The organism is Chryseobacterium sp. POL2 (assembly GCF_011058315.1).
In the GTDB taxonomy this organism is placed as follows: domain Bacteria; phylum Bacteroidota; class Bacteroidia; order Flavobacteriales; family Weeksellaceae; genus Soonwooa.
In genome coordinates this window covers 615,849-640,599 of record NZ_CP049298.1, presented here as the reverse complement: position 1 = coordinate 640,599, position 24,751 = coordinate 615,849, and the positions used below count along the sequence as shown (strand labels likewise).

Here is a 24,751-nt window from a genome sequence, read left to right as displayed (position 1 = left end):
TTAACAAATATAAAATTAAAGTTCAAACATGTGACTTAACACAAGTTTATTTAAAAATTAATTTTGTTCAGATTCTAAGGCTAATGCAGGATCTTTGCCTTCTTTTTTCTGTTTCTCATAATCCTTAAACAGGAACATAGCTTTTTTTTGCATCAATAATATTGCGATCACATTCAGCCAAGCCATTAATCCAACACCAATATCTCCTAACATCCATGCGGCGTCTGCAGTTTTCACAGCACCGTAAAAAGTAGATATTAAAATAACCCCCTGGAAAATTCTGATGTAAATTTTACTGTTTGCTTTTTTCTGTAAATAGCTGATGTTGGTTTCGGCAATATAATAATAAGCCATAATGGTAGTAAAGGCAAAGAAAAACAAAGAAATAGCTACAAAAGCCTTCCCAACAGAAGGTAAATGGTGCGCCACTGCATACTGCGTAAAATCGGCTCCCATCTTCACCCCGGGAATATTCTCGGTAATAAATCCACCGGCAGGATTTTGAACATTGTACATTCCTGTAAATAAAATCATTAAAGCGGTTGCGGTGCACACAAAAATAGTATCTACATATACAGAAAAACCTTGCACCAAACCTTGCTTCATAGGATGCGAAACTTCTGCAGCTGCAGCAGCGTGAGGAGCAGTTCCCTGTCCAGCTTCATTGCTGTAGATTCCACGTTTTACTCCCCAAGCAATAGCCATTCCTATAATTCCACCAAAAGCAGAATCAATGCCTAATGCGGAATCAAAAATCAATTTGAATACAGCGGGAATTTGTTGATAATTAATCCCAATAATAACCAAAGCCATTAAGATATAACCACCTGCCATAAATGGAACTACAAATTCTGCAACAGTACTGATACGTTTAACGCCACCAATAATAATTACACCAAGTATTAACGCCACAACAATTCCAGTGATATAAGTAGGAACTTCAAAAGCATTTTCTACCGCTATGGCAATACTGTTACTTTGTACACCTGGCAAAAGAAGGCCGGTACTTAAAATAGTTACTCCAGCAAAAATTATCGCGTACCATTTTAGTTTCAAGCCTTTTTCTATATAAAAAGCGGGCCCACCGCGATATTGTCCATCTTTTACTTCTTTATAATATTGTCCGAGTGAAGCTTCCACAATTGCAGAAGCACTTCCCAAAAATGCAATCACCCACATCCAAAAAATGGCTCCAGGACCCCCCATTCCTATCGCGGTAGCTACACCAGCAATATTTCCGGTTCCTACTCTCCCAGAAATAGCCAATGCAAAAGCTTGAAAAGAAGAAATTCCTTTTTCTGAAGCTGAGCCTTTAAACAATAATTTCCACATTTCGCGGATATAACGAATCTGTGGAAATCGCATTCGGATGGAGAAGAATACACCCGAAAAAAGACATAAAAAAATTAAAGTATTACTCCATACAATATTGTTAACTAGTTCTAGTATTTCATCCATAATTTAGATTATCTTTTTTTGAAGGTTCTAAATTAACTTTTTTTATGAAAATAAGCCCTCTAAGCAGAAATAAATTATAAAAATGATCTATAATTTTAAGAAAAAAAATCAGACTCCTTTTAAAGAGTCTGATTATAAATATCTATTTAAAAATAATATTACATATTTTCAATAACGATTGCAGAAGCACCACCACCACCATTACAGATCGCTGCAGCACCATATTTACCAGCGTTTTGTTTCAATACGTTGATTAATGTTACAATAATTCTAGATCCAGAACTTCCTAGTGGATGTCCTAAAGCGACTGCTCCACCGTTTACGTTTACTTTTGCAGCATCAAGACCTAAAATTTTGTTATTTGCTAAACCAACCACAGAAAAAGCTTCATTAAATTCGAAGAAATCAATATCAGAAACTTCTAAACCAGCTTTTTTAAGAGCAACAGGTAAAGCTTTTGCAGGAGCAGTTGTAAAGTTTTCGGGCTCATGAGCTGCATCCGCATAAGAAACGATTTTTGCTAAAGGTTTTAATCCTAATTCTTCCATTTTTTCTTTAGAAACAAGGATTAATGCAGAAGCACCATCGTTCAATGTAGAAGCATTCGCAGCAGTTACCGTTCCACCTTCCTTTTTGAAAACCGTTGGCAAAGTTGGTAATCTATCAAAATTTACAGACTTATACTCTTCATCTTGAGCGAAGATGATAGGCTCTCCTTTTCTTTGAGGAATTTCTACAGGAACAATCTCGTTATCGAATTTTCCTGCTTCCCAAGCTGCTGCAGATCTTTTGTAAGACTCAATTGCAAAATTATCTTGATCTTCTCTTGTGAAGTTATAATCTGTAGCACATTTCTCTGCACAAACGCCCATGTGTACTTTGTTGTAAACATCTGTAAGACCGTCAGAAACCATTCCGTCTAACATTTTGATATCTCCTAACTTAGTAGCAACTCTTGCGTTATAATAATGAGGAACTAAAGACATATTCTCCATACCACCAGCAACAATAACGTCTTGATCTCCCGCTTTAATAGACTGAGCAGCCATCATAACCGCTTTCATCCCTGAAGCACAAACTTTGTTAATTGTTGTAGAAGGTGTATGATTAGAAAGTCCCGCTCCTAAAGCCACCTGACGCGCTGGTGCTTGTCCTTCCCCCGCTTGCAATACATTCCCCATATAGATTTCCTGAACCTGTGTAGGATCTAAGCCAATTTTATCTAAAGCTCCTTTTACAGCAGTAGCTCCTAATTTGGTTGCTGGTACTGTTGATAAACTTCCCATAAAACTTCCCATTGGAGTTCTCACTGCGGAAACTATAAATACTTCTTTCATTATATTAATTTTAATTATTTAAGTTTTGATTTTTATTAATTCCGAAAAGCATTAAAGCTGCACCTGCAAACTCGAAAAACCAACCCCAAGATAAATTTACAATTCCCGCAAAAGCACTTTGCCAAGACTTAAAAGGTAAAAAACTAAAAAAATCCAAAGATTTTAATTTGATGGCGATAATTGTAAAGACAAATAAAAAAATAAGACTTCCCGAAACTATTCTTGTTGCTTTTAATTTTTGTTTCTGAATGAAAAATAAAGCTAAAGCACAGAGAATCCATATGATACTCACAAGATAAGGATCGATTTTCCAATAATTCCAATTGCCTACCAAAGGTATTTTTAGTAACGGAAGAAAACTTCCTATGACAACCAAAATAACGCCTATTAATTGTATGTTTTTCATGTTGCTAAATGCTTTGCCAAAATACAAAAAAAAAACATACTCGGGAAAGTATGTTTCATGATATTTAGAATTTAGACGATTTTTTTCTCCAATCAATTTATCTTTTAGTTTTCCAAATCTTACAATGACTTTGTCAATAATGGTTGATTTCTGTCTGTGCCAAAAGAAAAACTCCGAATATAAAAAAGAAAAATTTAATAAATAGATTAATCATAAATTTAAAAATCTAAGTTAACCAATTCTATACCGACTTGGATTCCATTTTTATGAGAGATTTGCGCTTTATCATTAAAAATTGGTGTGAAATCTTTTTTAATAAATAAGTTAAGACTTCCGTAACCTAAAGTAAGTTTTCCACCAAACAAAAAGCTGTTAACGCCCTCGTCCAGTGTATATTGGTATTTGTCAAACTTGCCTTCGGGATTATAATATTTAACTTTCACAATGCTTCTTGTGTTGAGGCCTGCGTAGGCGCCCACTCCTATTTTCCAAGTTTTTTTGCGTCCATCGATGTAAGATTGGCCTTCATATTCGGTATATTTTGGATTTATTAAGAACTGAAATTCCACTGGCAAAGTCAAATACACATTACGAAGTTTGGATCGTTTTAGTTTTCCATTTTCAAAATTTTCTAATGATAAATCCTGCTGATTTTGCACAAAAACCAATGGCCTTTTTGGCATATAAGTATCGGTGCGATAAGCAAAACCATAACGTAAAAACCACGGACTGGAAGTCGATCCAAGTTGCAAATCTCTACGAAACTGAAGCTCAAAACTATGCGAATTGCCAATGCGCATCTGCGAATCTTCTTCGAAAGGATTAATACTTACCTTTTCTTTTGTCAAATTCAGTAATCCATAATTAAGGCTCAAACTACTTGTGTTAATAAGATCTTTTGGATTTTTCTTTTCCCCATTTTTAGTATTAACATCGATATCTATAAAGCCAGTACTTATGCTATAATTCTTGTTATTTTGAGTATTGTTTTTGGTATTAATCCCAAATACAGAAGCTACAACGGTGGATTTGGTAATGCTATCCATTTTGCTACGTTGCGATTCGATTTTGTCATTGATAATCGTTTCGTATTTTTCAGAGATTTTGGCTTTTTCAGAAACAAGTTCTTCTTTTGAAATCTTTCCTTGTTCGTAGGCTTCTTCCAGTTGTTGGATTTCGGATTTCATTTTGGATTTCTCTTTAGCAATCATATTTTCGATGCTTTTAGAATAGTTTTTAATTTGAGTTTCGAGCGTAGTTTGAGCGCTAACAAAACTGGAGAGTAATGCTAGAATGAGTAGTTTTGATTTCATATAAATTGTTTATTTTTTAATTGTAGAATCTTTGTCAAATATTGTAAAACCAAGAATTTTTAAACTTTTGGGAGTTAGTTTTTCATCGAAATCCTTGACTGAATTCTGAGTTTTATAATCCGTCATTCCTAATTTCGAATTTTGATTGTTTTGTTGGTCATTTCTGGTTTTGTCAAGTTCAATCCCAAAAAGTAAATCTTTGGAAGAAATATATTTGGGTTTTGGTGTTTCGGTTTTGGAATTTTCTGCTAAAACTTGTGGTTCTTCAACAGTTGACAACATTTGTTTTGGAACTTCTGAAACGATGATTTTTTTTTCTGAAATTTCAGTGTTTTTTTGATTTTGAACCAAATGTTGTTTTTCAATATTATCAATAGACTTAATCTTTTCAGATGTTTTTAGGTCTTGATTGGGTGAGGCGTTTTTCTCTAAAACGGTATTATTTTCTTTAACAGCGAGAATTGTATTTTGCTTTGGAAAATCTTTAGTCAAATTAAATTTAGCCAAAGACGCTATCAAAATAATGACTGCGGCAGCCGACCACCACAATATTTTTTTTCGCGATTTGCCTTCGATTTTTGATTTTGGATTAGCATGAGAATCCGCCAACTTATCTTTTAATGTTTCCCAAATATCAGGCGAAACAGAGCGTTTCTCTTGCTCGTATTGTGATTTAAGATTTTTCAACATTTTGTTTTTCCTTTTTTTGTTGTGAAATAAAATCGACTAAAAATTTTTTGGCTTTACTGAATTGACTTTTGCTGGTACCTTCCGTTATATTGAGAATTTCAGCAATTTCTCTGTGTTTTTTTTCTTCAAAAACGACAAGGTTAAAAACAATTCTGTAGCCCGTTGGCATAGCTTTCATTAAGCTTTGGACGTCGATTTGTGCGTCGTTTTCCAATATTTCATCTTCAAATTCATCAGCTTTGTTTTCAATAAATTCTGAATCGACATACAAAATATTTTGTTTTTTCCGAACAAAAGAAATCGATTCATTAATAACAATCCTACGAAGCCAAGCGGCGAAAACTTGCGCATTTTGACACATCTCGATTTTTGTAAAAGCCTTATAAAAAGCTTGCATTAATACATCTTCGGCGTCATGCAAATTGCCAACGTAGCTGGAAGCAACAAACAAAAATTTGTCAGCAAACATTTCAAAAATTTGTTGCTGAGCGTGGCGATTTTGTTTTTGCGCCAAATTGAAGATGTGTTGAAAGTCTGATTTCATAAGATTCTACTCTAAAGACGAGCAAAAAAAGAAAAGGTTGCCTAAGATATAATTTTTTTTAATTTTTTTTTGAAATATAAAGAATGCGCAACTGCGCATTCTTTATAGACAATTTCCAATTGCGCATTTTGTATAACTTCCTAACAGCGCATTAACAATCACAAAATAAAATTTGGTTGAATAAAATATATGCGTATATTTGAGAGTTAGCTGACATATTATGAAACAACGTCCACCAATCAAGAAGATTTTTAAAATTATAACATACGGAATTTTATCCTTAATTGGATTTATCTTTCTCTTTCTTTTAATTGTGGGGTTCAATTTAGAACACAAAGATGGAACTCGTGATAAATGGTCTGGACTAAGAGCGTTATTTGAAAAAGATAGAGATTTTGGAATTTTTATAAATTATCAGGAAAAATATAATCTTAATGGAGTTGATGGACCTTATATAATTAACAATCAACTTTACGAAGTAACAAAAGAAAATAAATTACTAAACAAAAATATCGACAGAAAAGAAAAACTAATTGTAAATGTAGGTAATTCAGATAATGACCAATTTGAATTTCAACTCAAAGATAGTATAATTTCCGAACCTGAATTTTACGAATTACCTGAAAAACTGGTTGTTATTTCTGACATTGAAGGAAATTTTGACGGCCTTTCAAGTTTCCTTATCAACAATGGAGTAATTGATAAAAACTTTAATTGGACTTTTGGCAACGGACATTTACTCTTAAACGGGGATTTTGTGGACAGAGGAGAAAATGTAACCCAGGTTTTGTGGCTCATCTATAAACTTGAACAAGAAGCAATAAAGTACAACGGAAAAGTGCATTACATTTTAGGAAACCACGAAATAATGAATTTTCAAGGAAATCCCCGCTATGCCAATAAAAAATACAAACGTGTTGCACAGCTTATTAGCAAAAATGACAGTCTGAAAATTGCTACTCAATATTTATATTCAGACAAAACAGAATTAGGAAAATGGTTGCGTTCTAAAAATGTAATTGAGAAAATTGGAAACTATATTTTCGTTCACGCAGGTTTAAGTCCAGAGATTTTAAAATACAAAATTTCAATTTCTGACATCAACCAAATAGTAAGAAAGAATTGGGATAAAAATCTTTATGATGAAGAAGAAAATAATAAAGTAGAAAATTTTCTAACAGGTAAAAAAGGAGTTTATTGGTATCGTGGTCTTTCACAAGACTATAAATATTACGACAAAATAAAGGAAAATGAACTCAACGAAGTATTGAAATTTTACCAAGCTGACAAAATTGTTTTCGGACATTCAGTTGTGGAAGACATAGCAAAAGAATTTAACGGCAAAACGATAAACACAGATGTAAAACACGGACAAGAAAAAAATTCTGAAAAGACCAAAGGATTACTAATCGAAAATGGAATTGAATATAAACTTGACGGAAAAGGAACGAAAACAAAACTCTAAAAAATACGTCAGCTAACAAGGGTTTGGCGCAATGGCGGGTTAAGGCTAAAATTAAAGTTTCGGCTTTCTATTCCGCAAAAAGCCAATTATATTGACTTTTTTCTTAAATTTATTCAATTAATTGGCTTTTGCTTACCGTGACGCTAAATTGAAACTTTTCGCTTCAATTTCCGCCACTGACGCCAAGCCCCAAAACGTTGTACGAAAGCGTTTGGGGAAGTTTTCATAATTAGAAAAATACAATTAAGTAGAACTATTTTTCAGTTATAATTCTGAGTTTTAGATATCTAATAATTTACAAATTTTTGTAGTTATTTTCTACTTCTACTCTATTAAAAAACACTTATTTATTTCTCAACAATATTTTCCAAAGTTGAAATAGTTTCAATTTTTTCCAGTTGGTATTTTTGAGTAATCAAAAGATATATTCTAACAAAATTCGTGAGAATACAACTATAATTATTTAAATTCTGCATAGAAATATTTTGTGTTTTATCCTGGGAAAAACGATGTTATTCTGATATGCTTGTTAAATATCTTTTGAACCAAATAGGTGTTTTTTTAATATTGGAGAAGACACGATACAGCTTCGAAACATAATAATTATAATAGAACTAGTCTCACATTTTCTGATCTCTAATAATATTGGATAAACGCCTTCGTACAACAACGGTTTTGCAAAATGCGGGCTGAGAATATAACTTAGACTTTTTTTCAAAATAATCCGCAAAATCCATTTTGTTTTAACAAATTTTGTAAATTCGTCAAAACAAAAGTGGTTTTGCTAATATTGGTGATAATTGAAAATTTTTCCTTTCAATTTCCCGCACTTCGCAAAGCCGCGGTCCGTTAGCTGCAAGGCTACACAACAACGCTAATAGACAAACATCCCTTGAAATAATAGGGAGCTGACCCGATTAAGGTGTCAGCCCCTACTAAAAAAAATCTACTCAACACCTAACTGTAATTTTGCAGAACTAAGATGAATTTCATCTTGTGTTTCTAAAGCAAAATATCCATAAGCTAGAGGTGCGGCAGCAGCTCGTTCAACTGCTTGTTCAAACAGTTTATCCCATACTTCTCCACCTTGTTTTTCGTATGCCGAAATTAAATTTTTCAGACTTTCTTCACCGAAAACAGTAACGTGACCTGAAAAATCTTGTGCTATATCGCTGACTTGTGCAGTTGACCAATCAATAATTCCACAAACTTCTCCATTATGATGAGTAAGTGTATGACCTGCATACAAATCACCGTGAATGAATTTTGTAAAATTCGGCCATAAGGCATCATTATCCAGCCATTTTTGGTACCGAAGTTCTAATTCGGCATTTATCCCTAATTCAGATTTCACCAAAATCAATCTTTCAGAAATCTCATTTCTAACCTGTTCAGGTGTCAAAACTTTTAGATTATTACGAAGTACTTCTTCCGTAGGAATTGAATGAAGTTCTATAAGTGCTTTCGCTAATGATGGTATATAAAGGTCGTTTTCTTTAGACATATTCCAGGTTACTTCATAAGTCTCCGCATCATAAGTAAGTGCAGGTTTTCCATCGAGCAAAGGATAGGCTACCAGTTTTTCATTAGCTATACGCCAATCAGGAACTTGAACCGAAAGGTATTTCGACACCAATTGAAGAATGCGTTTCTCATTCGCAATCTGTTCGCCTAAGGTTGTTCTTCTTGGAATACGCAACAACCACTTTGTGCCATCCCTATCTGTAGCGAAACCAACCTTAAAATCAATTCCCATTTCATTAAAACTCATTTCATCCGAAAGAATTAACCCATTTCTTTCCGCTAATTTTTGAATATCTCTATTTTTCATTTTTTTAAATATTTTTGATTTTACCTAATTGCATTAAGTTGCGAGTGCTAAACGAAAGAATACCCACAAGGATTGCCAAACAACCGCTTATGATAAACGTAATGTTTACACCAATAACTTCTGCAATCAGGCCTGTGAATAATAAACCGATTACACTTGGCAAAACTGCCAAACTATAATAAAGTGAAAATACACGTCCTAATTTTTCAGGACTTACCTCTGTTTGTACAATTGCTGTAAAACAGCCATTGAAAACAGACAGGCTGATACCGCCAATGGCTGTTACCATCACAAATCCTACAAACCAACTTGCAGGTAATACACCACTCAAAATAAATGTAAGTCCCAATAATACATACATAACATTGACTGCGACTACTTTTGAGCCTTTCAATTTGAAAATACTCAGGATGACACCGCCAATAAGCATACCTCCGCCCCAAACCACTTCTACAATTCCTATCTCCCATTTTCCTCCTGCAAAATGCCCTGTTGTGAGCAACGGAAACATAATGGCAGCTGGCATTATAACAAAGGTTATCGCCATTGCATAAAGAAAAAGATAACGCAAACCTTTGTTTTTTGAAACAGTCTGAAACCCTTCCGAAAATTCTGTAGCAATAGAATGTGCAGACGATTTTGACTTCGCAACCACATTGGGAATTTTCACCATCACGAGTGAAAGAATAGCCAGCAATGCTCCAATCAAATCCAAGTACAATACTTTTGAAATAGGAAGATAAGCAATGGCTAATGTGCCAATGGCAGGACCACCAATACTGCAAACCGAATGTAACACCTGATTAATTCCTGCTACCTTTATCAATTCATTTTGGGGTACAATCAGCGGAGCAATTGCCTGTAGTGCCGGAGCGTGAAAAGCATTACCAACAGAGCGTAAACCCAATAAAATGTATATCCATATAAGATTAACATTTTCATTTTGTAAAATGACGAGTAACAAAAGGGCACAGAGAGCTATAAAAGCATCCGAAAAAATCATTACATATTTACGATTGAGACGGTCAACATATACACCTGCTATTAAGCCTATCAATGCTTGAGGCAACATAGCTGCTATTCCTGCGTAGGCTAAAACTTCGGCTGACTTGTACTCCAGACTAAGCCATATAACAATAGCAAACTGAACAGCATAACTTGTAAGCATTGAAGCAAACTGTCCAGCCCATATAAACATATAGGTCTTAAACCATTTACGGTTTTCCATAAAAACTTGATTAAATTATACAACAAAATAATTGTAGCATAATACTAATAGAGTACTATACCATAAAAGTGGGTTTTGAAGAGAATTACCCTAATAATTATTTAATCCAAGGCTTTGCCACGTGTTGTATACTTTTTGGAAGTGAAGCCACAAAAGTACAAATTATTATCTCAAAAAATAAGCTATTTTAGCAAAATTAAGCCCAGCAGCTAACAAGGGTAACTGTTGCACAACTCCTTTTTTTTAGAAAATAGTTTTCAAAAACATGAAATTTTGACCTCTTTAGAAGCAATTTTAGAGAGGTTTTTTTTTAGTTGTAGTTCAAAATTCTAGAATTTGAATAGCTTAAAATCGAGTTTTTATAGACTGAAAAGGCGCGTTTTGAAAAAGCAAAGTTCTTCCCTTGTTTTAGAGATAGAACTTGGGCTAAAATACTTGGTTTTTTAATGGTAAAACGCATGTATTTCTTCAAGTTGTAGGTTAAACTTGCCATCAGTACATGTTTGTTTGCGTTTTTGATGCCTCGAGTGTTGACTCGTTTCATGTTGGTAAAGTTGATCAACGTTCCAATGACGGGTTCTACCGTTTTGCTTCGCACTCTAACCATTTTCTTGGCATATTTCTCGTTTTGGGTGAGTTTTTGATGCATACGGTCGTAATGTTCTTTGTGGATGCTGTCGTCTAGCTTTTTAAACTTGGTGCTTTTGCCACAGCATTGTTCTCTTAGTGGACAGTTTTTGCAATCTGTTTCACTGCTTCGGTACGTTCGTTTGGTGTAGCCTTTACTATCCATTTTTTCGCCTTTGAAAAGCAGTTTAGCTTGCTTACCTTCGGGTTTTGTGCATTGATAATAGTTTTCTTCTTTGTGGTAAGTAAAACCTTCTCGCTCTGATTTGTATTGTCCGAAGTTAGGGATGTAGGCGTTGATGTTTTTTTCGTGCAAATACGCCAATGCTTCGCCACTGCTGTAACCACCATCGGCTAAAAGTTCTTGTAATTCTATTCCGTTTTCCTTTAGGTTTTCTTCTGTGAGTTCTACAATTTGTTCTAAACACTGACTGTCGCGTTTATCCGCAAAATCTGAACACGCTCCTGTAATGACATGGTGCGCATCGTCAACTGCGATTTGTCCAAAATAATTTAATTGTCGCGCTTTGCCGGGTTTTACACTCACTCTAGCATCGCTATCTGTGGGAGAATAATGGGTGTGATTAGATAGGTATTTGGGACGGATGAGATTGCCGTTTTCATCTATCTGTCTACTATTGCTATTTGCTGGCATTCCTTTATACGCTTCTGCTTTCCAATCATGGTGGCGTTCAACGAGTTTCTTGCGGGTGGTAGTTACTTTGTATTCGCTGTTTTCTTCTAGTTCGTTTACAAAAGCACTGGCGTCTTCTAAAACTTCTTTCTCTACCAAGCTATCCATAGAAGCATTAGCTTTGATGAAAACGCTGTCCACCGCTTGTCGTTTACCACGAACCATATTTTTAGAAACGCACATTCTCAAGACTTCTTTAAACAAGTTTAAAAAGACTTCTTCGCCATACAAACCGCGAGTTCGGCTAATGGTACTGTGCCAAGGAAGCTGCTCATGTACATCATAACCTAAAAACAATCTTATCGACAAGCTATCACTACAAAAAGCTATCAACTGTCTATCTGAATTGATATTGTTTAAATATCCCACCAATAATATCTTAAAGAAAACAACAGGATCTATACTCTCTTGTCCTTCCTTACCATAATACTTTTGAGTTGCTTTATAAATGAAATCTAAATTGAGTTCGGATAACATTTTTCTATAAAAATTATCCTCTGGAACTAGGTCTAATAAATTGACCGAAACAAATAATTGTGGTGTAAAACTCTTCTTTCCTTGCATACATCAATTTACGAAATATCCCGTTTTTATACAAGTTTATTTGTATATTTGAGTTGTGCAACAAGCACAAGGGTTTTGCAATAGTGGGGCGAAACTGCAAAGTTCAACTGTTGTTCTTCGGTTCAACTTTTGTGCAAAATTGAAGATTTGTGCTTCGATTGCCCCACCATCGCAAAGCCCCAAAACGTTACCTGCAAGCCGATTTGAACAGCCGTCTTAAATCGAAACTTCGGAAAATTTAACAGAAAACAACCGCTGAAGTTATTTTTATTTTTGCCAACGCACATTTTAAAACAATTTTAGCCAACGCATAAATGGCACATTTGGTTTTTGCTGACACACAAGCCAATGCTTCAAAAAACCAAAAGAGCCATTTTTTTGCCAACGCTCTAAAAACAAGACCATAAATATTTATTACATTTGCAAAAATTAAAAACAAAAAAATTATAGAAACGAAAAGATAAAATTATAAAATAACATATTGCGTTTGCTACGCTACCTGTAAGTAAAAAGTCGAAATTTTATAGAGAACAGGGAAGTTTAGTCAGAACGCTCACGCTACGGCGTGGGCTTTTGCTTTACTTTGTTCTCAGGGCTTCGACTCCCTTACTTACGAGTTTGCAACTGTCCCACGTTTTTTTTGTAGGACATCGGCACAACGAAGTAATACCGAAAGTCCAAATGAACAGAAAAAGAACATACACTACTCCACTCCAAAAAATTCCACCCTAAAATATTCACTTTACGGAAAACCGTAAGGAAACACCAGTATCGTATTATACTTTTGCTGAAAAACTGTATTTCTATACTATATAAATCAGAATATTTAACATTATAAACATAAATAAAATGAACATCAAAAATTTACAATTAGCAATTCTTGCGACAATCGCATTAACATTCACAGCGTGTGGAAACAAAACGGAAAAAGAAACTTCTTTTGACGAGCCGACAACCGAAATGGAAACTTCTTCTTTTGATACAGAAGAAATTACAGACGGACCAACAGATGAAATTTCCGAAGAAAAAGAAGAAGTTGTTTCTACCCCAAAAGGGAATAATAATATTGATGAGTACCTAAAAAGTTACGAAGAATACGTTGACCAATACATCAAATTGATGAAAAAAGCCAAAGACGGAGATGTATCTGCAATGACCGAATATGCAGAATATATGGAAAAGGCAACCGATTTGTCAGAGAAAATGGAGAAGGCAGAAAGCGAAATGTCTTCGGCTCAAATGGCTAAATTCCTTAAAATCCAAGCCAAATTAACACAAGCAGCATCAAGTATGTATTAAAAAGCTATCGGGCAGATGAGAAACTCTTCTGTCCGATTTTTATAAAACTAATCAGAATGAAAATAACAACTACACTTTTCGTATTGTTTTTCAGCTTGTTTGTTTCAGCTCAAACCCAGATAAAAAGTGATTACCAAAACATTCAAGGCAAGTGGACTTGTATCTCACCAAAATATAAGAACCACAGCTTTACAGTAAAAGAAATGTCCTTTTTCCAGAAGTTTCAGCAAGGTACTTTAGAACAAGGTTTGCCTTACGAAATTAAAAGATATAACCACAAAGATCACAAAATAGACCTTGTTGGTTTGTTCGTGAAATGTAGCGGTTGTTTTGACGATGTATGGACAATCAGCGAATTAACACCTACAAAATTGGTTTTGATAAATTACGAAACCGAAGAAACTGTCGAGTATAAAAAAGTAGTAACCAAATCTAAAAAATAATATGTACAGCGAACAAATAGAAAAACTCATTGAACTGGCATTAGCAGACGGAGAATTAACCGAAAAAGAAAAACAAATCTTGTTCAAAAAAGCTGAAGCCGAAGGAATTGACCTTGACGAATTTGAAATGGTTTTGGAAGCACGAATTTTTGAAAAGACAAAAAACAAAACAACAGAAACCGCAGCTTCTCCAAAATCGGATAAGTTGGGCGATGTAAAAAAATGTCCTGCCTGCGGAGCAATAGCAGAAAGTTTTGCTACAAAATGTTCGGATTGTGGTACTGAATTTAGAAATATAGAAGCATCGGGAAGCGTGATTAAGTTTTTTGAAAAACTTGATGAAGTAGAAGCAACTCGAACAACAGCATTGTATGAACAAAGCTCTAAAAGTAATATCGGGATTGGAACTGTTTTGTTATGGTTGTTCTTTTGGCCTGTTTTAATTTTTATCAAAGGATTCCAACTTATTCTTTCTACTGCAAAACCAGCGAAATGGTCAACTACTGATGCCAGAAAAGAAGAATTGGTACTCAATTATCCTGTACCTGTTTCAAAGGAAAATATTTTGGAATTTCTGACACTTTCTGCAAGTAAAATCAATTCGTCATCTTATCTGACGATATTTTCGGAAGACACCAAATACAAAAATGCTTGGAATAAAATATGGTTAAAAAAGATAGAGCAGATTAATTCCAAAGCGACAATCTCTATGAAAAACGACACAAAAACCTATGCCGAAATACAAAATATTGTAGAAAATGCAAGAAACATCACAAAAGAAAATGTAAAAAAAGTGTTTCGGGTTTTGGGTGCAGGAATTATAATTATTTTAGGATTTGTCATTTGGAATATCATCTCTGGAAAAATAGACGACAATAGAAACAATACCTACACTTCTGTAACAAATTCTGCCGAAAAATTAATAGAGAATAAACAATACGAAGAGGCAGAAAAATTGTTGGACGAAGTAGATAACAAACACAAAGTAGAAATCAAAAGTAAAATCCAACTTTCAAAACTGACTGAAAAATTAGAGGATTTAGAACCTTTATTGAAAAATAAAGAATATTCAAAATTAAAGATGGAGCTTGAAAAATTAAGATGGACTAAAATAAGTCCGAATTCCGATTGGGATTTGGAAAGCATCGAAAGAGAAACATTCAAAAATTTCATCGAAAAGAAAAAAGCGATAAATAACCAAATGCCCGAAGATAAACGAGCAGAAATAGAAAGTGAATATTCATTATAAACCAAAAAAACAATTTCAGAAATGGGCTTATTCAGCAAAAAGTCAGAAGGCGGATTAATGGACGTAATTCGTTGTGATGAACAAGAATATTTGGTTTGGAAATGGCGACCGTCAGGCTCTGCCAATTCTACCAACAAAGAAAATGCAATACGCTACGGAAGTAGTTTGCGAGTAAAAGACGGAGAACTTGCCGTATTTTTCTACAAACAAAATGACGGTTCTATGCAGGATTTTATACACGGTCCGCACGACCAAACTATAAAATCAGCCAACTTCCCTATTCTTACAAACATTGTAGGCACAGCATTTGGTGGAAGTTCGCCATTTCAGGCAGAAATTTATTTCATCAATCTTTCGGGAAATGTACAAATCAAATTCGGTATTCCGTATTTTGATTTGTACGACCCGAGATTTATAGATTTAGGTGTTCCTTGTGCCGTTCGTGGAACACTTACTTTTAATTTGACTGACTACAAAAACTTTATCAAACTCAACCGTTTGGTTAATTTTGATTTAGACGATTTCAAAAAGCAAATCAAAGATTTTTTTCAGCGAAAAGCAAAATCGGTTATCTTAAATACTCCACAGGACAATAATATTCCTGTAATGCAAATTGAAAGAAAAATTGACGAAATAAGCGACATCATCCAATCCAAAATAAAAACCGATTTGGAAGACCATTTTGGCGTAAATCTAAAACGATTGGACATTGGAGCAATTGAATTAGATAAAGAGCATCCGCATTATCAACAACTCAAAAAGACAACTGCCGACCAACAAACGAAATTTGCCGAAGCCAAAACGGATATTGAAATAGAAAACCTATCCGAAACCACACGTATCCAACGAAAAGATATGGAAATGGGTGTTGAAGGTAAAAACTTTGCCGTTCATCAGCTCAATCAACAAACAGATGTGCTAAAAACTGCAGCCGAAAATCTTGGGGGAATGGGCAATGTAGATTTAGGTGGCGGAGGCGGATTAAATGCAGCGGGACTAATGGTTGGTATGGGAATTGGCGGAGCAATGGGTAACCAAATGGGCGGAATGATGAACAATATGAATAACACACCGCCACCACCGCCTGTATCAACCTATCACGTTGCACTGAACGGACAACAATTAGGACAATTTACAATTGAACAACTGAAACTATCCGTACCAAACGGACAGTTTACACAACAGCATCACGTTTGGAAAGAGGGAATGTCGGCTTGGGAATTGGCAAGTAATGTCCCTGAACTTGCAAGTGTATTTTCAACCATTCCACCACCGCCACCAACAATTTAAAATTATGAAATTAGATTTTATAAAAACAATCATTGCAATAGCTGTAAGCGGTTTAATCGCTTACAGTTTCTTTGTCTTTAATACAAGTGTAAACAAAGACTTGCTAACTTTTGGCAGTTTATTTTTTTTTATAATAACCTTAACGATGACCATTGGAGTTAGTTTTAAATTACCAAGAACCACCTCGTTGATAAGAACTGTTTCGGCAATATTTTTTACTATTGCTTTAATCAGCAATGTCATATTTTCGTTTATGGATTTCAAGGAAGCAAGCTATATCATTGTAAACGGAATTTTGTTTTTGATTTATGGATTGATTTCATACTCTATCGGAAAAGCCAAGCAATAAAAAATTGATGTAACGAAAAAGTAATCACGTTCTACAATCATTCTTTAGGACAATATTTTTTAAATTTGTTGTCTTATGGATGAACAGCAAAACTTAGCATATAACAGTAATTTGTATCAATTTTCGAGAGAATTGATACTCAACGCTCGTCAGAAAGTATATCAAACGGCCCATTTTACAATGGTTGAAACCTATTGGCACATTGGGCAAAAAATTGTGGAAGAACAAGACGGAGAGCAATATGCCAAGTATGGAAAAGGTTTGTTAAAGTCAGTTTCAGAACGCTTACAAAATGAGTTTGGCAAAGGTTTTACCTATGCAAATCTGACCAATATGCGTAAATTTTACCAGCAATTTCCAAATGTTTACGCACTGCGTAAAGAATTGAGTTGGACACATTATCGTTCGCTAATTCGGGTCGAAAATCCGAAAGCAAGAGAAGTTTATATGAACGAAGCGGCTGATAATGCTTGGAATACACGCTTTTTGGACGAACAAGTGGACAAACATTATTACGAGCGACTGATTTCGACACATAAAGAAACTTTGAACGAACTGAATACAGAAAATTCAAAACAATTGGCTGTAAATCCGCAAGATTTTATACTGAAAGACCCACTTGTTTTGGATTTTTACGATTTAAAAGAGAAGCAGACATACAGCGAAAACCAAATCGAACAAGCGATTATAGATAATATTCAGAAATTCTTATTGGAACTTGGAAAAGGATTTTCTTTTGTAGCTCGTCAACAACGCATCAATACAGAATTTTCACATTACTATATCGACTTGGTATTTTATAACTACATCTTAAAATGCTTTGTTTTGATTGACTTGAAAATCGGGAAACTCACACATCAAGACGTTGGACAAATGGATATGTATGTAAGAATGTATGACGAAATGAAAAGAACCGAAGGCGATAACCCAACAATCGGAATTATACTTTGCGAGGAAAAAGACCGAGCAGAAGTTCGCTATTCCGTTCTAAACGACAATCAAAAACTATTTGCGACAAAATACAAATTGTACATTCCGACAGAGGAAGAACTGATACAAGAAATCACTCAAATTCGTTCGCAAATGAACTTGGAAGAATAATAAGCCAACGCTAAAGCAAGCACATTTGCAATTCGCACAAGCCAACCGCACAAAGCCAAAAATTGCAAAAGAGCTTGCTTTTCCAACCCTAAAAAAATTGTTTTAAAATATTGCCAACGCTTAAAAAAAAATAAAATAAGCAGACAAGCATAAAGAAAAGACGGCCAGCAGGTAACAAGGGTTTGGCGAAATGGCGGGTTAAGTGCAAAATTCAACGTCAGTAATTCTATCACCGCATAAGCCATTTTTATTTCCTTTTTTTGTAATTTAGCAAATAGAAAATGGCTTATGCTACTGTTGTGCAAAAATGAAACTTTGCGCTTCTATTTCCGCCACTGTCGCCAAGCCCCGAACCGTTATATGCAATGCTGCAAAAACGATTTTTCAATAGAAGAAGTTTTCCTAAAATTATTTTCTTCTTATTTTTTTTTACATTTCCAACGCAAAATTTATTCTTTTTCCCGCTGCTTTTTTTTGCCAACGCTCATTAGCACATTTGCAAAATCTTTCCTTGCTAAGTCCCTTCCCTATTTTGCAAAAGAGCTTATCCGCCAAGGTTACTCTGAAAAGCTAATTTCAGCTATATTATTTCCTATGAATTAAATCTTTCCAGATATTTTTCTCTATTTTTGAAAAATAAAATAGAAGTTGAATGAAATTGATAAGAAAATTTATTTTCACCTTATTCCTAATATCCATTATTCCCGTATTTTCCCAACAAAACATCACTCTAGAAAAAAAACGAGTATTTGATTCTTTGGAAAAACGCAAGCTTACCAATGTTGTAGAAATATACAATAATGGTATCGAAATGCGTAAATACGCGCAAACCAATGAGGAATTTGCTAAAGCCTATCACAATATGGGAGATGGGAAATACAAAGATGGAGATTACCTAGCAGCTATCATTTTTTTAGAAAAAGCTAATAAATATATAGATTCTAATGATAATTACACAAAACCAAGTGATAAAAAACAGATGCAAATCTACATTAATGCATTATTAGCATTAAGCTATAGTTATGCCAGTTTGCCAACAGAAGCTAATAATGTAATAAATAAAATAAAAAAAACAATCGACATACAAAATGCTAATGAAGCAACTGCAATTCCACAATTGATAGCAAAATCTTATGAAATTCAGGAAAAATATTGCGAAGCAATTCCTTATAGAAAACAAGCACTTGATGTTTATAATAAAGATTACAAATTTGATGATGAAGTTTCTAGAAAAAGCTTACTAATATTTGGGAATATTACTTTAGCTTATTTAAACATAAAATGCAACAATCTAAGTACTGCATTAAAACATTTAGATATTGTAGAAAAATTATATGACGAATTAGGCACCAAAAAACCGACATATATTATAGAGCAATACTATTTAGTAAAAGCTTTAATAGCACTAAAAGAAAATGATAAAATTAGTGCCAAACAATGGTTCAGAAAATCTTACAAAACAGTAAGTTTAACAGAAAATAAATCTTCTATTAAAAGCATTCTTTTAGAAATGCAGGCTAGCGGACTTTTTGAAACGCCAGAGGAGAAAAACGAAATATATGAAGCATTAATAAAAATTCAGAATTTCCAAACTGAATCAACTAAACAAGTGGTGAAGAAAGAAATAGAAAATAAAAATTTAAAGTTGAAAAATGAAAAAGAAAATCGCATTTTGTATCTTTTGATTTCAGTAATTTTAATCTTAATTATCACATTTATATTACTTTATTACAAATACCAAAACAAAAAATTACAGTATAACTATCAAAGGCTAATTAAAAATATCGACAAAAAGAAAGAACAAAAATCAAATACTTTAGATGGAAATATTACACCAAAATCAATATCAGAAATAGATCATCAAGATGAAAACATTTTCGAACTAAATATTTTAAAAAAGCTTGATAAACTTGAAGAAAAATTGTTATTTACATCAAAAGATGCATCCGCAACCCAATTAGCAGCACTATTAAAAATCACACCCAGAAATTTGAGCTATATTCTTAAGAAATATAGAAATGAAGATTTTTATAGTTACCTCAACACTTTGAGAATAGATTATATAAGTGCCACTTTACGAGAACATCCTGAATATCTGAATTACAAAATCGCTGTACTTGCTGATATGTGCGGATATAGTTCGCACAGTCATTTCACGCTTGTTTTCAAAACGAAAACTGGTATTTCGCCTTCTCAATACATCGATTTATTACGCAAAGAAAAGAAATAACAACAAGTTATAAACTATAATACCAAAACAAAGCTTTACAAATAAAGTGTACTGATTATCAATATTATAACTAATTTTCACGCTTTCATTTTAGCGTTTAATTGTCAGTAAAAGCTTTTTAAATGTCATTTCTTATTTGTCTTTTTGTGATTGAAAAAATACGATTGATAAAGAAGAATTTAAAAACTACAAATTGCGCAGTATCTGCTTTTTTAGGGAAGTGGGTACTGTGTATTTTTTATTTATTTTACTTCCAATTTACTTTTGCTCAACTATACCAATCCAGAGATGTCAAAATAGTTGGTATTTCACAAATTACAATTGTTCCTTCTAAAGACCAAATTGGCAATGTTTATGTTTCAAAAGGTGCAAGCATTTATAATGCAGAAAACATCACTTCTACAAAAATTATTGTCTTAAAAAATCCTCAGAAAAAAGCAATTTTCAAAGAAGAATTAGCAACAACAAACAAAACGCGCAAATCCGAATACAGTAAAGAAATTACTGCTCTTGAGAAAAAACCCAACTTCAATTTTATCGGTGGAAAGTCTGATGAAGCTATTAAATCTAGTTTCGAAAGTATTTACGCAGCACTTCAAAGCTCACAACATAATTCAAAATCAACTCCAAATGCTTTTTTTGAAGAATCGATCAAAATACTTTTAAAAAATTCGAATAAAGGTATTTTCTATAAAAATATACGTTTAATACATAGTGTAAAATCTACTTTTAAAACACGTCCACCTCCATCAGTTTTAAATTTTTCCTAAAATTAATAACCGTTTCAATTATTTAAAAATATTAAAACAAAATAAATGTTAAAAACAAAATTTACAGCTGGTTCACTATTATTAATTGCATCTTTATATTACGCGCAAGAAGGCAGAGTTGGAGTGAACACAACAACCCCCGCAGCAACTATGGACGTTGTGGCATCTCCCAATATAAATACAAGAATTGATGGCTTCATCGCGCCGAGACTTACTGGTAACGAATTGCAGGCTAAAGATGCACTATATACAAATGATCAAGACGCAACAATCATTTACGCAACAGCTCCTGTTACTACAGCAACAGATAAAACATTTAATGTAACCTCAATTGGGTATTACTATTTCGATAAAACGCAAGGAACCGCTGGTCGTTGGATGAAAATTGCAAATCCTAGTACGCCAGCAGCCTACCAAGAGCCTTGGAATGATATTACAACACAAACGCCAGCTACTTCGAATACGCAGAGCATCTACCAAATGGGATCTGTGGGAGTTAGCCGCAATTCTGTGTATGATGGTACTACAACTTCTACGGAAGCTGATAATCCAGATGGAGTACGCTTGGATGTATATGGCTCTGTAAGATTCGGAGCGAGACAAAGAGGAGCAGTAGGAGATAACAGTTTTGCTGCTGGTTCAGAAAATATTGCTAGCGGAAGTCATTCGACTTCTTTTGGTACTCTAAATGAAAATACTGGCGTCTATACATTTGCAACTGGGTACAATAATAAAGTGGGCGGCCGAACAAGTTTGGTATCCGGAGCCAATAATACCAGTACAGCAAATAATTCTTTGATAGGAGGATTCGGTAACATAGTATCGGCAAATAGTGCATTTACAGTTGGAGAAAACAATACTATTAACCAAGTTCGTTCTGGTGCAATTGGCTATGGCAATGTACTAAATGCGGGAGATAGCTTCGCAGCTGGGTATGGCAATGTAATAAACGCAGGATCTAATGGTATTGCTGTTTTTGGTACTAAAAACAATATAACTGGAGGTTTCACTTTAGTAGGAGGTACTTCTAATGTGGTCTATAGTAATAACAATTTAGTTACAGGACAAGAGAATAAAGTTGGCGCTTCTGGATCAAACTATTTTAACAATGCAGTATTTGGTACTAATAATACGGTTTTGGGCACAAATACTGTAGTAGGCGGAGCTGGTAACAAGTTATTGAATAATGCAAACGGAAGTTTCATCGCAGGAACTAATAATACCATCGATTCTGGATTTAGTAATTTTGCCGCAGGTGATGGCAACTATATCTATGGGCCAGATTTCCCAATAAGATCATTCAATTTTGTAACGGGGCGCTACAATATTTTAGGCAGTACTACTAAAAAAATTGTTGGAGCTACCGCCTCTGGTTATTATCTTAATCTAACAAATGATTATTCTACTGCATTTGGAAAGTTTAATGCGAACTACACTAATGCAATATTTGAAGTTGGAAGTGGTAACAACGCAACAGCTTTAAATTCAGCATTAGCAATTGCAACAACTGGTACCAACAATTGGGTAGCCATTGGTGCGCCTAGTGCAGCAGCTAGAGGAACAACACTTACACCAGTTGGATCGGAAAAATTACGCGTGTATGGAAGCATCCAAACGGCGGGCGCTAATTATCCAGATTACGTTTTCGAAGATTATTTCAGTGGAAATTCTAGCATTAATTCTAGTTATAAATTCAAATCAATTTATGATACCGAAAACTTTATTAAAGAAAATCATCACTTACCTGGTGTAACTTCTATTAAAGATTTACAAAAAAATGAAAATGGATATTCTTTCAATATAACAGAACTTTCCACACAGACTTTAGAAAAAGTAGAAGAATTGTATTTGCACACTATTGAACAGCAAAAACAAATCGATGATTTAAAAGCTCTTGTAAAAACACAACAAGAACAAATTAATCTTCTAATCAAAAAATAGAATTACAATAAACGATTCTAAACACAAACAATGATGAATTACAGTATTGGGGCGTTTTTCTAAATGTCCCAAACTGTAATTTAAAATTTAAGATGAAAATAAAATGAACTTCAAAGACATCCATATTGGCTCTTTCATCAATCAAAGAGTAACAGAAAACGGAATCGAAATATCCCGCATCTGTAATTTTATGAAATGTACAGAAAAGAAAATAACAGAAATGTACCAAAGTAAAAGCTTGGATACAGAACTTCTCCTGAGATGGAGCAAATTATTGGAGTATGATTTTTTCAGAGTTTACAGTCAGCATCTTATTTTATACGCACCACCATCAACAATTGAGAAGAATAAAAAAAATAATGTAAAGTCAAAATTACCGCAGTTCCGAAAAAATATCTATACCAAAGAAATCATCGATTTCATATTGGAACAGATAGAAAAAAAAGAAATGACTAAAAACCAAATAATGGAACGCTACAGAATCCCTAAAACAACTTTATACAAATGGATAAGCAAACACAAAAGCTCCGAACGCTAGTGCAGCAGCATCTAAACCAAACAAAAACAGATATAGAAAAAAAGTACGGAAAGCCTGGTAAAAATTCCCACACAGAAATCTGGTTTTATCGTAAATACAAATGCGGAATTTTCATGGACGAAATTGCTTTTATCTTCGAAGAAGACTGTGTGATAGATATTACGCTCACAGAATATGTTTTTTGGATAGAATACAGAAGTATCTTTTATAACAAAGGAGAAAACCCAGAATATAAAGTGATTAAATTATTATAAGCAAATAACGAAAAAAGATGAAATATCCATCACCTGATTACAAGTTAATATTTACAGATATTCTCGACAAAAAATTTCCTCACAAGAAAGAAAAATGCCAAATCCATCTAAAAAAGAAAAACTTATCTGCCATAGATATTATCGAGCTGAATAATAATATCTTCAATACTCCCAAAGGAGAAAAACAATCCGAAAACCAAAAATACCGCTCTTACAGCAAATCCGACATTCTGAAGATCTTAGATTATCAAAAAAAGCACAAACTCAATAATAGCCAATTATCAACATATTTTAAACTGAGCAGAAACTCCGTCACGAAATGGAAAAAAATGTTTCTTACATAGTAAAATTAACATCAACACCAAAAACAAAATATTATGTCAAGTACATCAGAAGTAGGACACGCTAAGAATGTAGCCAACCTACAAAAACTTACAGAACAAGTAAACGTTTATAGTCTTTACAACCCACCAGTCGACTATCTAAAGATTGCAAACCTACAGACACTTTATACCACAGCTTCCACAAAACTTGCTGAAGTAGAAGACAAGAGAGTCGCCAACAAAAATGCTATCGCATTACGTCAATCCGCTTTTGAAAATCTAAAATCAACTTGCACAAAAATTATCAATCATTTAGAAATATTGGGACTCCCACAGGGAACAATCGACCAAGCAAAATCTTTGAATCGTAATATTCAAGGCGGACAAAAGAAAACTGAAACCCCACCCGTTGAAGGTGGCGAAACTCCAAAAACAATTTCTACATCTCGGCAGTCTTACACCCAACAAGCCGAGAATTTTGGAATCCTATTACAATTGCTTTCAACAATTCCGTCCTATAATCCCAATGAAGACGATTTAAAATTAATAAATCTCAACACTTATAAAGATTCTTTGGTCAGTTCTACCCAAGCTGTTGACCAATCAGAAGCTGAACTTAACAATAAATTGATTGAAAGAGATAACATCCTATATTCAGACGGAACAGGTTTATATTCTATCGCCCAAAGCGTCAAAAAATACGTGAAAAGTCTCTACGGAGCTACTTCACCAGAATACACAAACGTTTCAAGTATCGAATTCACTAGCAGAAAATAATATTTGGCCAAGAAGTTTTAATATTCTTAC

The 24,751-nt window shown here is 34.0% G+C and carries 24 protein-coding genes; 14 read left to right on the top strand and 10 right to left on the bottom strand.

The genetic code is table 11. From position 1 onward, the window contains the following. Window positions 1-57: 57 nt before the first annotated feature. The 6 genes from G6R40_RS03035 to G6R40_RS03010 all read right to left on the bottom strand — a co-directional run bounded on the left by G6R40_RS03035 (window position 58) and on the right by G6R40_RS03010 (window position 5,748). Window positions 58-1,461 carry an alanine/glycine:cation symporter family protein gene (locus G6R40_RS03035; RefSeq protein WP_410497368.1) on the bottom strand — a complete coding sequence of 468 codons (1,404 nt, stop codon included), beginning with the start codon at window positions 1,459-1,461 and terminating at the stop codon, window positions 58-60. Between the two features lie 155 nt (window positions 1,462-1,616). Beyond that, on the bottom strand, window positions 1,617-2,795 hold the full coding sequence (locus tag G6R40_RS03030; RefSeq protein WP_165131346.1) for an acetyl-CoA C-acyltransferase: 1,179 nt from the start codon (window positions 2,793-2,795) through the stop codon (window positions 1,617-1,619). A 10-nt stretch (window positions 2,796-2,805) separates the two neighbouring features. Then, the gene (locus tag G6R40_RS03025) at window positions 2,806-3,201 is read right to left on the bottom strand and encodes a hypothetical protein (protein WP_165131343.1); all 396 of its coding nucleotides are present in this window, start codon (window positions 3,199-3,201) and stop codon (window positions 2,806-2,808) included. A 218-nt stretch (window positions 3,202-3,419) separates the two neighbouring features. Continuing rightward, entirely contained in the window at window positions 3,420-4,514 is a 1,095-nt protein-coding gene (locus G6R40_RS03020; RefSeq protein ID WP_165131340.1) for a hypothetical protein, read from the bottom strand. Window positions 4,515-4,523: 9 nt separating this feature from the next. Beyond that, the gene (locus G6R40_RS03015) at window positions 4,524-5,204 is read right to left on the bottom strand and encodes a hypothetical protein (RefSeq protein ID WP_165131337.1); all 681 of its coding nucleotides are present in this window, start codon (window positions 5,202-5,204) and stop codon (window positions 4,524-4,526) included. Continuing rightward, a complete protein-coding gene (locus G6R40_RS03010) occupies window positions 5,188-5,748 on the bottom strand; it encodes an RNA polymerase sigma factor (protein WP_165131334.1) in 561 nt (186 codons plus the stop codon). The genes G6R40_RS03015 and G6R40_RS03010 overlap by 17 nt, the downstream gene beginning before the upstream one ends. A 313-nt stretch (window positions 5,749-6,061) precedes the next feature. Between G6R40_RS03010 and G6R40_RS03005 the strand changes: the two genes are divergently transcribed. After that, the gene (locus G6R40_RS03005; RefSeq protein WP_228455901.1) at window positions 6,062-7,213 is read left to right on the top strand and encodes a metallophosphoesterase; all 1,152 of its coding nucleotides are present in this window, start codon (window positions 6,062-6,064) and stop codon (window positions 7,211-7,213) included. 946 nt (window positions 7,214-8,159) lie between these two features. On the opposite strand, the gene mph is transcribed toward G6R40_RS03005, so the two are convergent. The 3 genes from mph to G6R40_RS02990 form a co-directional block, all read right to left on the bottom strand. Further along, window positions 8,160-9,044: an Mph(E)/Mph(G) family macrolide 2'-phosphotransferase gene (gene mph / locus G6R40_RS03000; protein ID WP_078213155.1), complete on the bottom strand. Its 885-nt coding sequence runs from the start codon at window positions 9,042-9,044 to the stop codon at window positions 8,160-8,162. 4 nt (window positions 9,045-9,048) lie between these two features. After that, complete coding sequence (gene mef(C) / locus G6R40_RS02995) at window positions 9,049-10,272, bottom strand: macrolide efflux MFS transporter Mef(C) (protein WP_085286200.1); 1,224 nt, start codon at window positions 10,270-10,272, stop codon at window positions 9,049-9,051. A 310-nt stretch (window positions 10,273-10,582) separates the two neighbouring features. Further along, window positions 10,583-12,157, bottom strand: a complete 1,575-nt coding sequence (locus G6R40_RS02990; RefSeq protein ID WP_165131100.1) for an IS1182 family transposase — start codon at window positions 12,155-12,157, stop codon at window positions 10,583-10,585. 849 nt (window positions 12,158-13,006) lie between these two features. On the opposite strand from G6R40_RS02990, the gene G6R40_RS02985 reads away from it, so the two are divergent. The 6 genes from G6R40_RS02985 to G6R40_RS02960 all read left to right on the top strand — a co-directional run bounded on the left by G6R40_RS02985 (window position 13,007) and on the right by G6R40_RS02960 (window position 17,888). Continuing rightward, window positions 13,007-13,456, top strand: a complete 450-nt coding sequence (locus tag G6R40_RS02985; RefSeq protein WP_165131331.1) for a DUF6591 domain-containing protein — start codon at window positions 13,007-13,009, stop codon at window positions 13,454-13,456. A 56-nt stretch (window positions 13,457-13,512) separates the two neighbouring features. Next, on the top strand, window positions 13,513-13,899 hold the full coding sequence (locus tag G6R40_RS02980) for a hypothetical protein (RefSeq protein WP_165131328.1): 387 nt from the start codon (window positions 13,513-13,515) through the stop codon (window positions 13,897-13,899). Between the two features lies 1 nt (window position 13,900). Further along, entirely contained in the window at window positions 13,901-15,148 is a 1,248-nt protein-coding gene (locus tag G6R40_RS02975) for a hypothetical protein (RefSeq protein ID WP_165131325.1), read from the top strand. 21 nt (window positions 15,149-15,169) lie between these two features. After that, window positions 15,170-16,438: an SPFH domain-containing protein gene (locus G6R40_RS02970; protein ID WP_165131322.1), complete on the top strand. Its 1,269-nt coding sequence runs from the start codon at window positions 15,170-15,172 to the stop codon at window positions 16,436-16,438. Window positions 16,439-16,442: 4 nt separating this feature from the next. Further along, a complete protein-coding gene (locus G6R40_RS02965) occupies window positions 16,443-16,787 on the top strand; it encodes a hypothetical protein (protein ID WP_165131319.1) in 345 nt (114 codons plus the stop codon). Window positions 16,788-16,862: 75 nt separating this feature from the next. Beyond that, window positions 16,863-17,888 (top strand): YhcG family protein, encoded by a 1,026-nt coding sequence (locus G6R40_RS02960; RefSeq protein ID WP_165131316.1) that lies wholly within the window; start codon window positions 16,863-16,865, stop codon window positions 17,886-17,888. Here G6R40_RS02960 and G6R40_RS02955 read toward each other — a convergent pair. Beyond that, complete coding sequence (locus tag G6R40_RS02955) at window positions 17,855-18,133, bottom strand: hypothetical protein (protein WP_165131313.1); 279 nt, start codon at window positions 18,131-18,133, stop codon at window positions 17,855-17,857. The genes G6R40_RS02960 and G6R40_RS02955 overlap by 34 nt on opposite strands. 407 nt (window positions 18,134-18,540) lie before the next feature. Here G6R40_RS02955 and G6R40_RS02950 point away from each other — a divergent pair, with 407 nt between their 5' ends. From G6R40_RS02950 to G6R40_RS02920, 7 genes are all read left to right on the top strand, one after another. Beyond that, on the top strand, window positions 18,541-20,118 hold the full coding sequence (locus G6R40_RS02950) for a helix-turn-helix domain-containing protein (protein WP_165131310.1): 1,578 nt from the start codon (window positions 18,541-18,543) through the stop codon (window positions 20,116-20,118). 122 nt (window positions 20,119-20,240) lie between these two features. Next, window positions 20,241-20,888, top strand: a complete 648-nt coding sequence (locus G6R40_RS02945; protein WP_165131307.1) for a hypothetical protein — start codon at window positions 20,241-20,243, stop codon at window positions 20,886-20,888. Between the two features lie 45 nt (window positions 20,889-20,933). Continuing rightward, on the top strand, window positions 20,934-22,829 hold the full coding sequence (locus tag G6R40_RS02940) for a hypothetical protein (RefSeq protein ID WP_165131305.1): 1,896 nt from the start codon (window positions 20,934-20,936) through the stop codon (window positions 22,827-22,829). A 103-nt stretch (window positions 22,830-22,932) separates the two neighbouring features. Further along, the gene (locus G6R40_RS02935; RefSeq protein WP_165131303.1) at window positions 22,933-23,367 is read left to right on the top strand and encodes a transposase; all 435 of its coding nucleotides are present in this window, start codon (window positions 22,933-22,935) and stop codon (window positions 23,365-23,367) included. Beyond that, window positions 23,334-23,621 carry a hypothetical protein gene (locus G6R40_RS02930; RefSeq protein WP_165131301.1) on the top strand — a complete coding sequence of 96 codons (288 nt, stop codon included), beginning with the start codon at window positions 23,334-23,336 and terminating at the stop codon, window positions 23,619-23,621. The genes G6R40_RS02935 and G6R40_RS02930 overlap by 34 nt, the downstream gene beginning before the upstream one ends. Window positions 23,622-23,638: 17 nt before the next feature. Beyond that, window positions 23,639-23,965 carry a helix-turn-helix domain-containing protein gene (locus G6R40_RS02925; protein ID WP_165131299.1) on the top strand — a complete coding sequence of 109 codons (327 nt, stop codon included), beginning with the start codon at window positions 23,639-23,641 and terminating at the stop codon, window positions 23,963-23,965. A 33-nt stretch (window positions 23,966-23,998) separates the two neighbouring features. Next, window positions 23,999-24,721, top strand: a complete 723-nt coding sequence (locus G6R40_RS02920; RefSeq protein ID WP_165131297.1) for a hypothetical protein — start codon at window positions 23,999-24,001, stop codon at window positions 24,719-24,721. The last annotated feature ends 30 nt before the right edge of the window (window positions 24,722-24,751 follow it).

Bases quoted from the DNA above. Each gene is read 5' to 3' on its own strand.
- G6R40_RS03030 (WP_165131346.1), bottom strand. From the start codon at position 2,795: ATGAAAGAAGTATTTATAGTTTCCGCAGTGAGAACTCCAATGGGAAGT.
- G6R40_RS03025 (WP_165131343.1), bottom strand. From the start codon at position 3,201: ATGAAAAACATACAATTAATAGGCGTTATTTTGGTTGTCATAGGAAGT.
- G6R40_RS03020 (WP_165131340.1), bottom strand. From the start codon at position 4,514: ATGAAATCAAAACTACTCATTCTAGCATTACTCTCCAGTTTTGTTAGC.
- G6R40_RS03015 (WP_165131337.1), bottom strand. From the start codon at position 5,204: ATGTTGAAAAATCTTAAATCACAATACGAGCAAGAGAAACGCTCTGTT.
- G6R40_RS03010 (WP_165131334.1), bottom strand. From the start codon at position 5,748: ATGAAATCAGACTTTCAACACATCTTCAATTTGGCGCAAAAACAAAAT.
- mph (WP_078213155.1), bottom strand. From the start codon at position 9,044: ATGAAAAATAGAGATATTCAAAAATTAGCGGAAAGAAATGGGTTAATT.
- G6R40_RS02990 (WP_165131100.1), bottom strand. From the start codon at position 12,157: ATGCAAGGAAAGAAGAGTTTTACACCACAATTATTTGTTTCGGTCAAT.
- G6R40_RS02985 (WP_165131331.1), top strand. From the start codon at position 13,007: ATGAACATCAAAAATTTACAATTAGCAATTCTTGCGACAATCGCATTA.
- G6R40_RS02980 (WP_165131328.1), top strand. From the start codon at position 13,513: ATGAAAATAACAACTACACTTTTCGTATTGTTTTTCAGCTTGTTTGTT.
- G6R40_RS02975 (WP_165131325.1), top strand. From the start codon at position 13,901: ATGTACAGCGAACAAATAGAAAAACTCATTGAACTGGCATTAGCAGAC.
- G6R40_RS02970 (WP_165131322.1), top strand. From the start codon at position 15,170: ATGGGCTTATTCAGCAAAAAGTCAGAAGGCGGATTAATGGACGTAATT.
- G6R40_RS02965 (WP_165131319.1), top strand. From the start codon at position 16,443: ATGAAATTAGATTTTATAAAAACAATCATTGCAATAGCTGTAAGCGGT.
- G6R40_RS02960 (WP_165131316.1), top strand. From the start codon at position 16,863: ATGGATGAACAGCAAAACTTAGCATATAACAGTAATTTGTATCAATTT.
- G6R40_RS02955 (WP_165131313.1), bottom strand. From the start codon at position 18,133: ATGGCTTATGCGGTGATAGAATTACTGACGTTGAATTTTGCACTTAAC.
- G6R40_RS02950 (WP_165131310.1), top strand. From the start codon at position 18,541: ATGAAATTGATAAGAAAATTTATTTTCACCTTATTCCTAATATCCATT.
- G6R40_RS02945 (WP_165131307.1), top strand. From the start codon at position 20,241: ATGTCATTTCTTATTTGTCTTTTTGTGATTGAAAAAATACGATTGATA.
- G6R40_RS02940 (WP_165131305.1), top strand. From the start codon at position 20,934: ATGTTAAAAACAAAATTTACAGCTGGTTCACTATTATTAATTGCATCT.
- G6R40_RS02935 (WP_165131303.1), top strand. From the start codon at position 22,933: ATGAACTTCAAAGACATCCATATTGGCTCTTTCATCAATCAAAGAGTA.
- G6R40_RS02930 (WP_165131301.1), top strand. From the start codon at position 23,334: ATGGATAAGCAAACACAAAAGCTCCGAACGCTAGTGCAGCAGCATCTA.
- G6R40_RS02925 (WP_165131299.1), top strand. From the start codon at position 23,639: ATGAAATATCCATCACCTGATTACAAGTTAATATTTACAGATATTCTC.
- G6R40_RS02920 (WP_165131297.1), top strand. From the start codon at position 23,999: ATGTCAAGTACATCAGAAGTAGGACACGCTAAGAATGTAGCCAACCTA.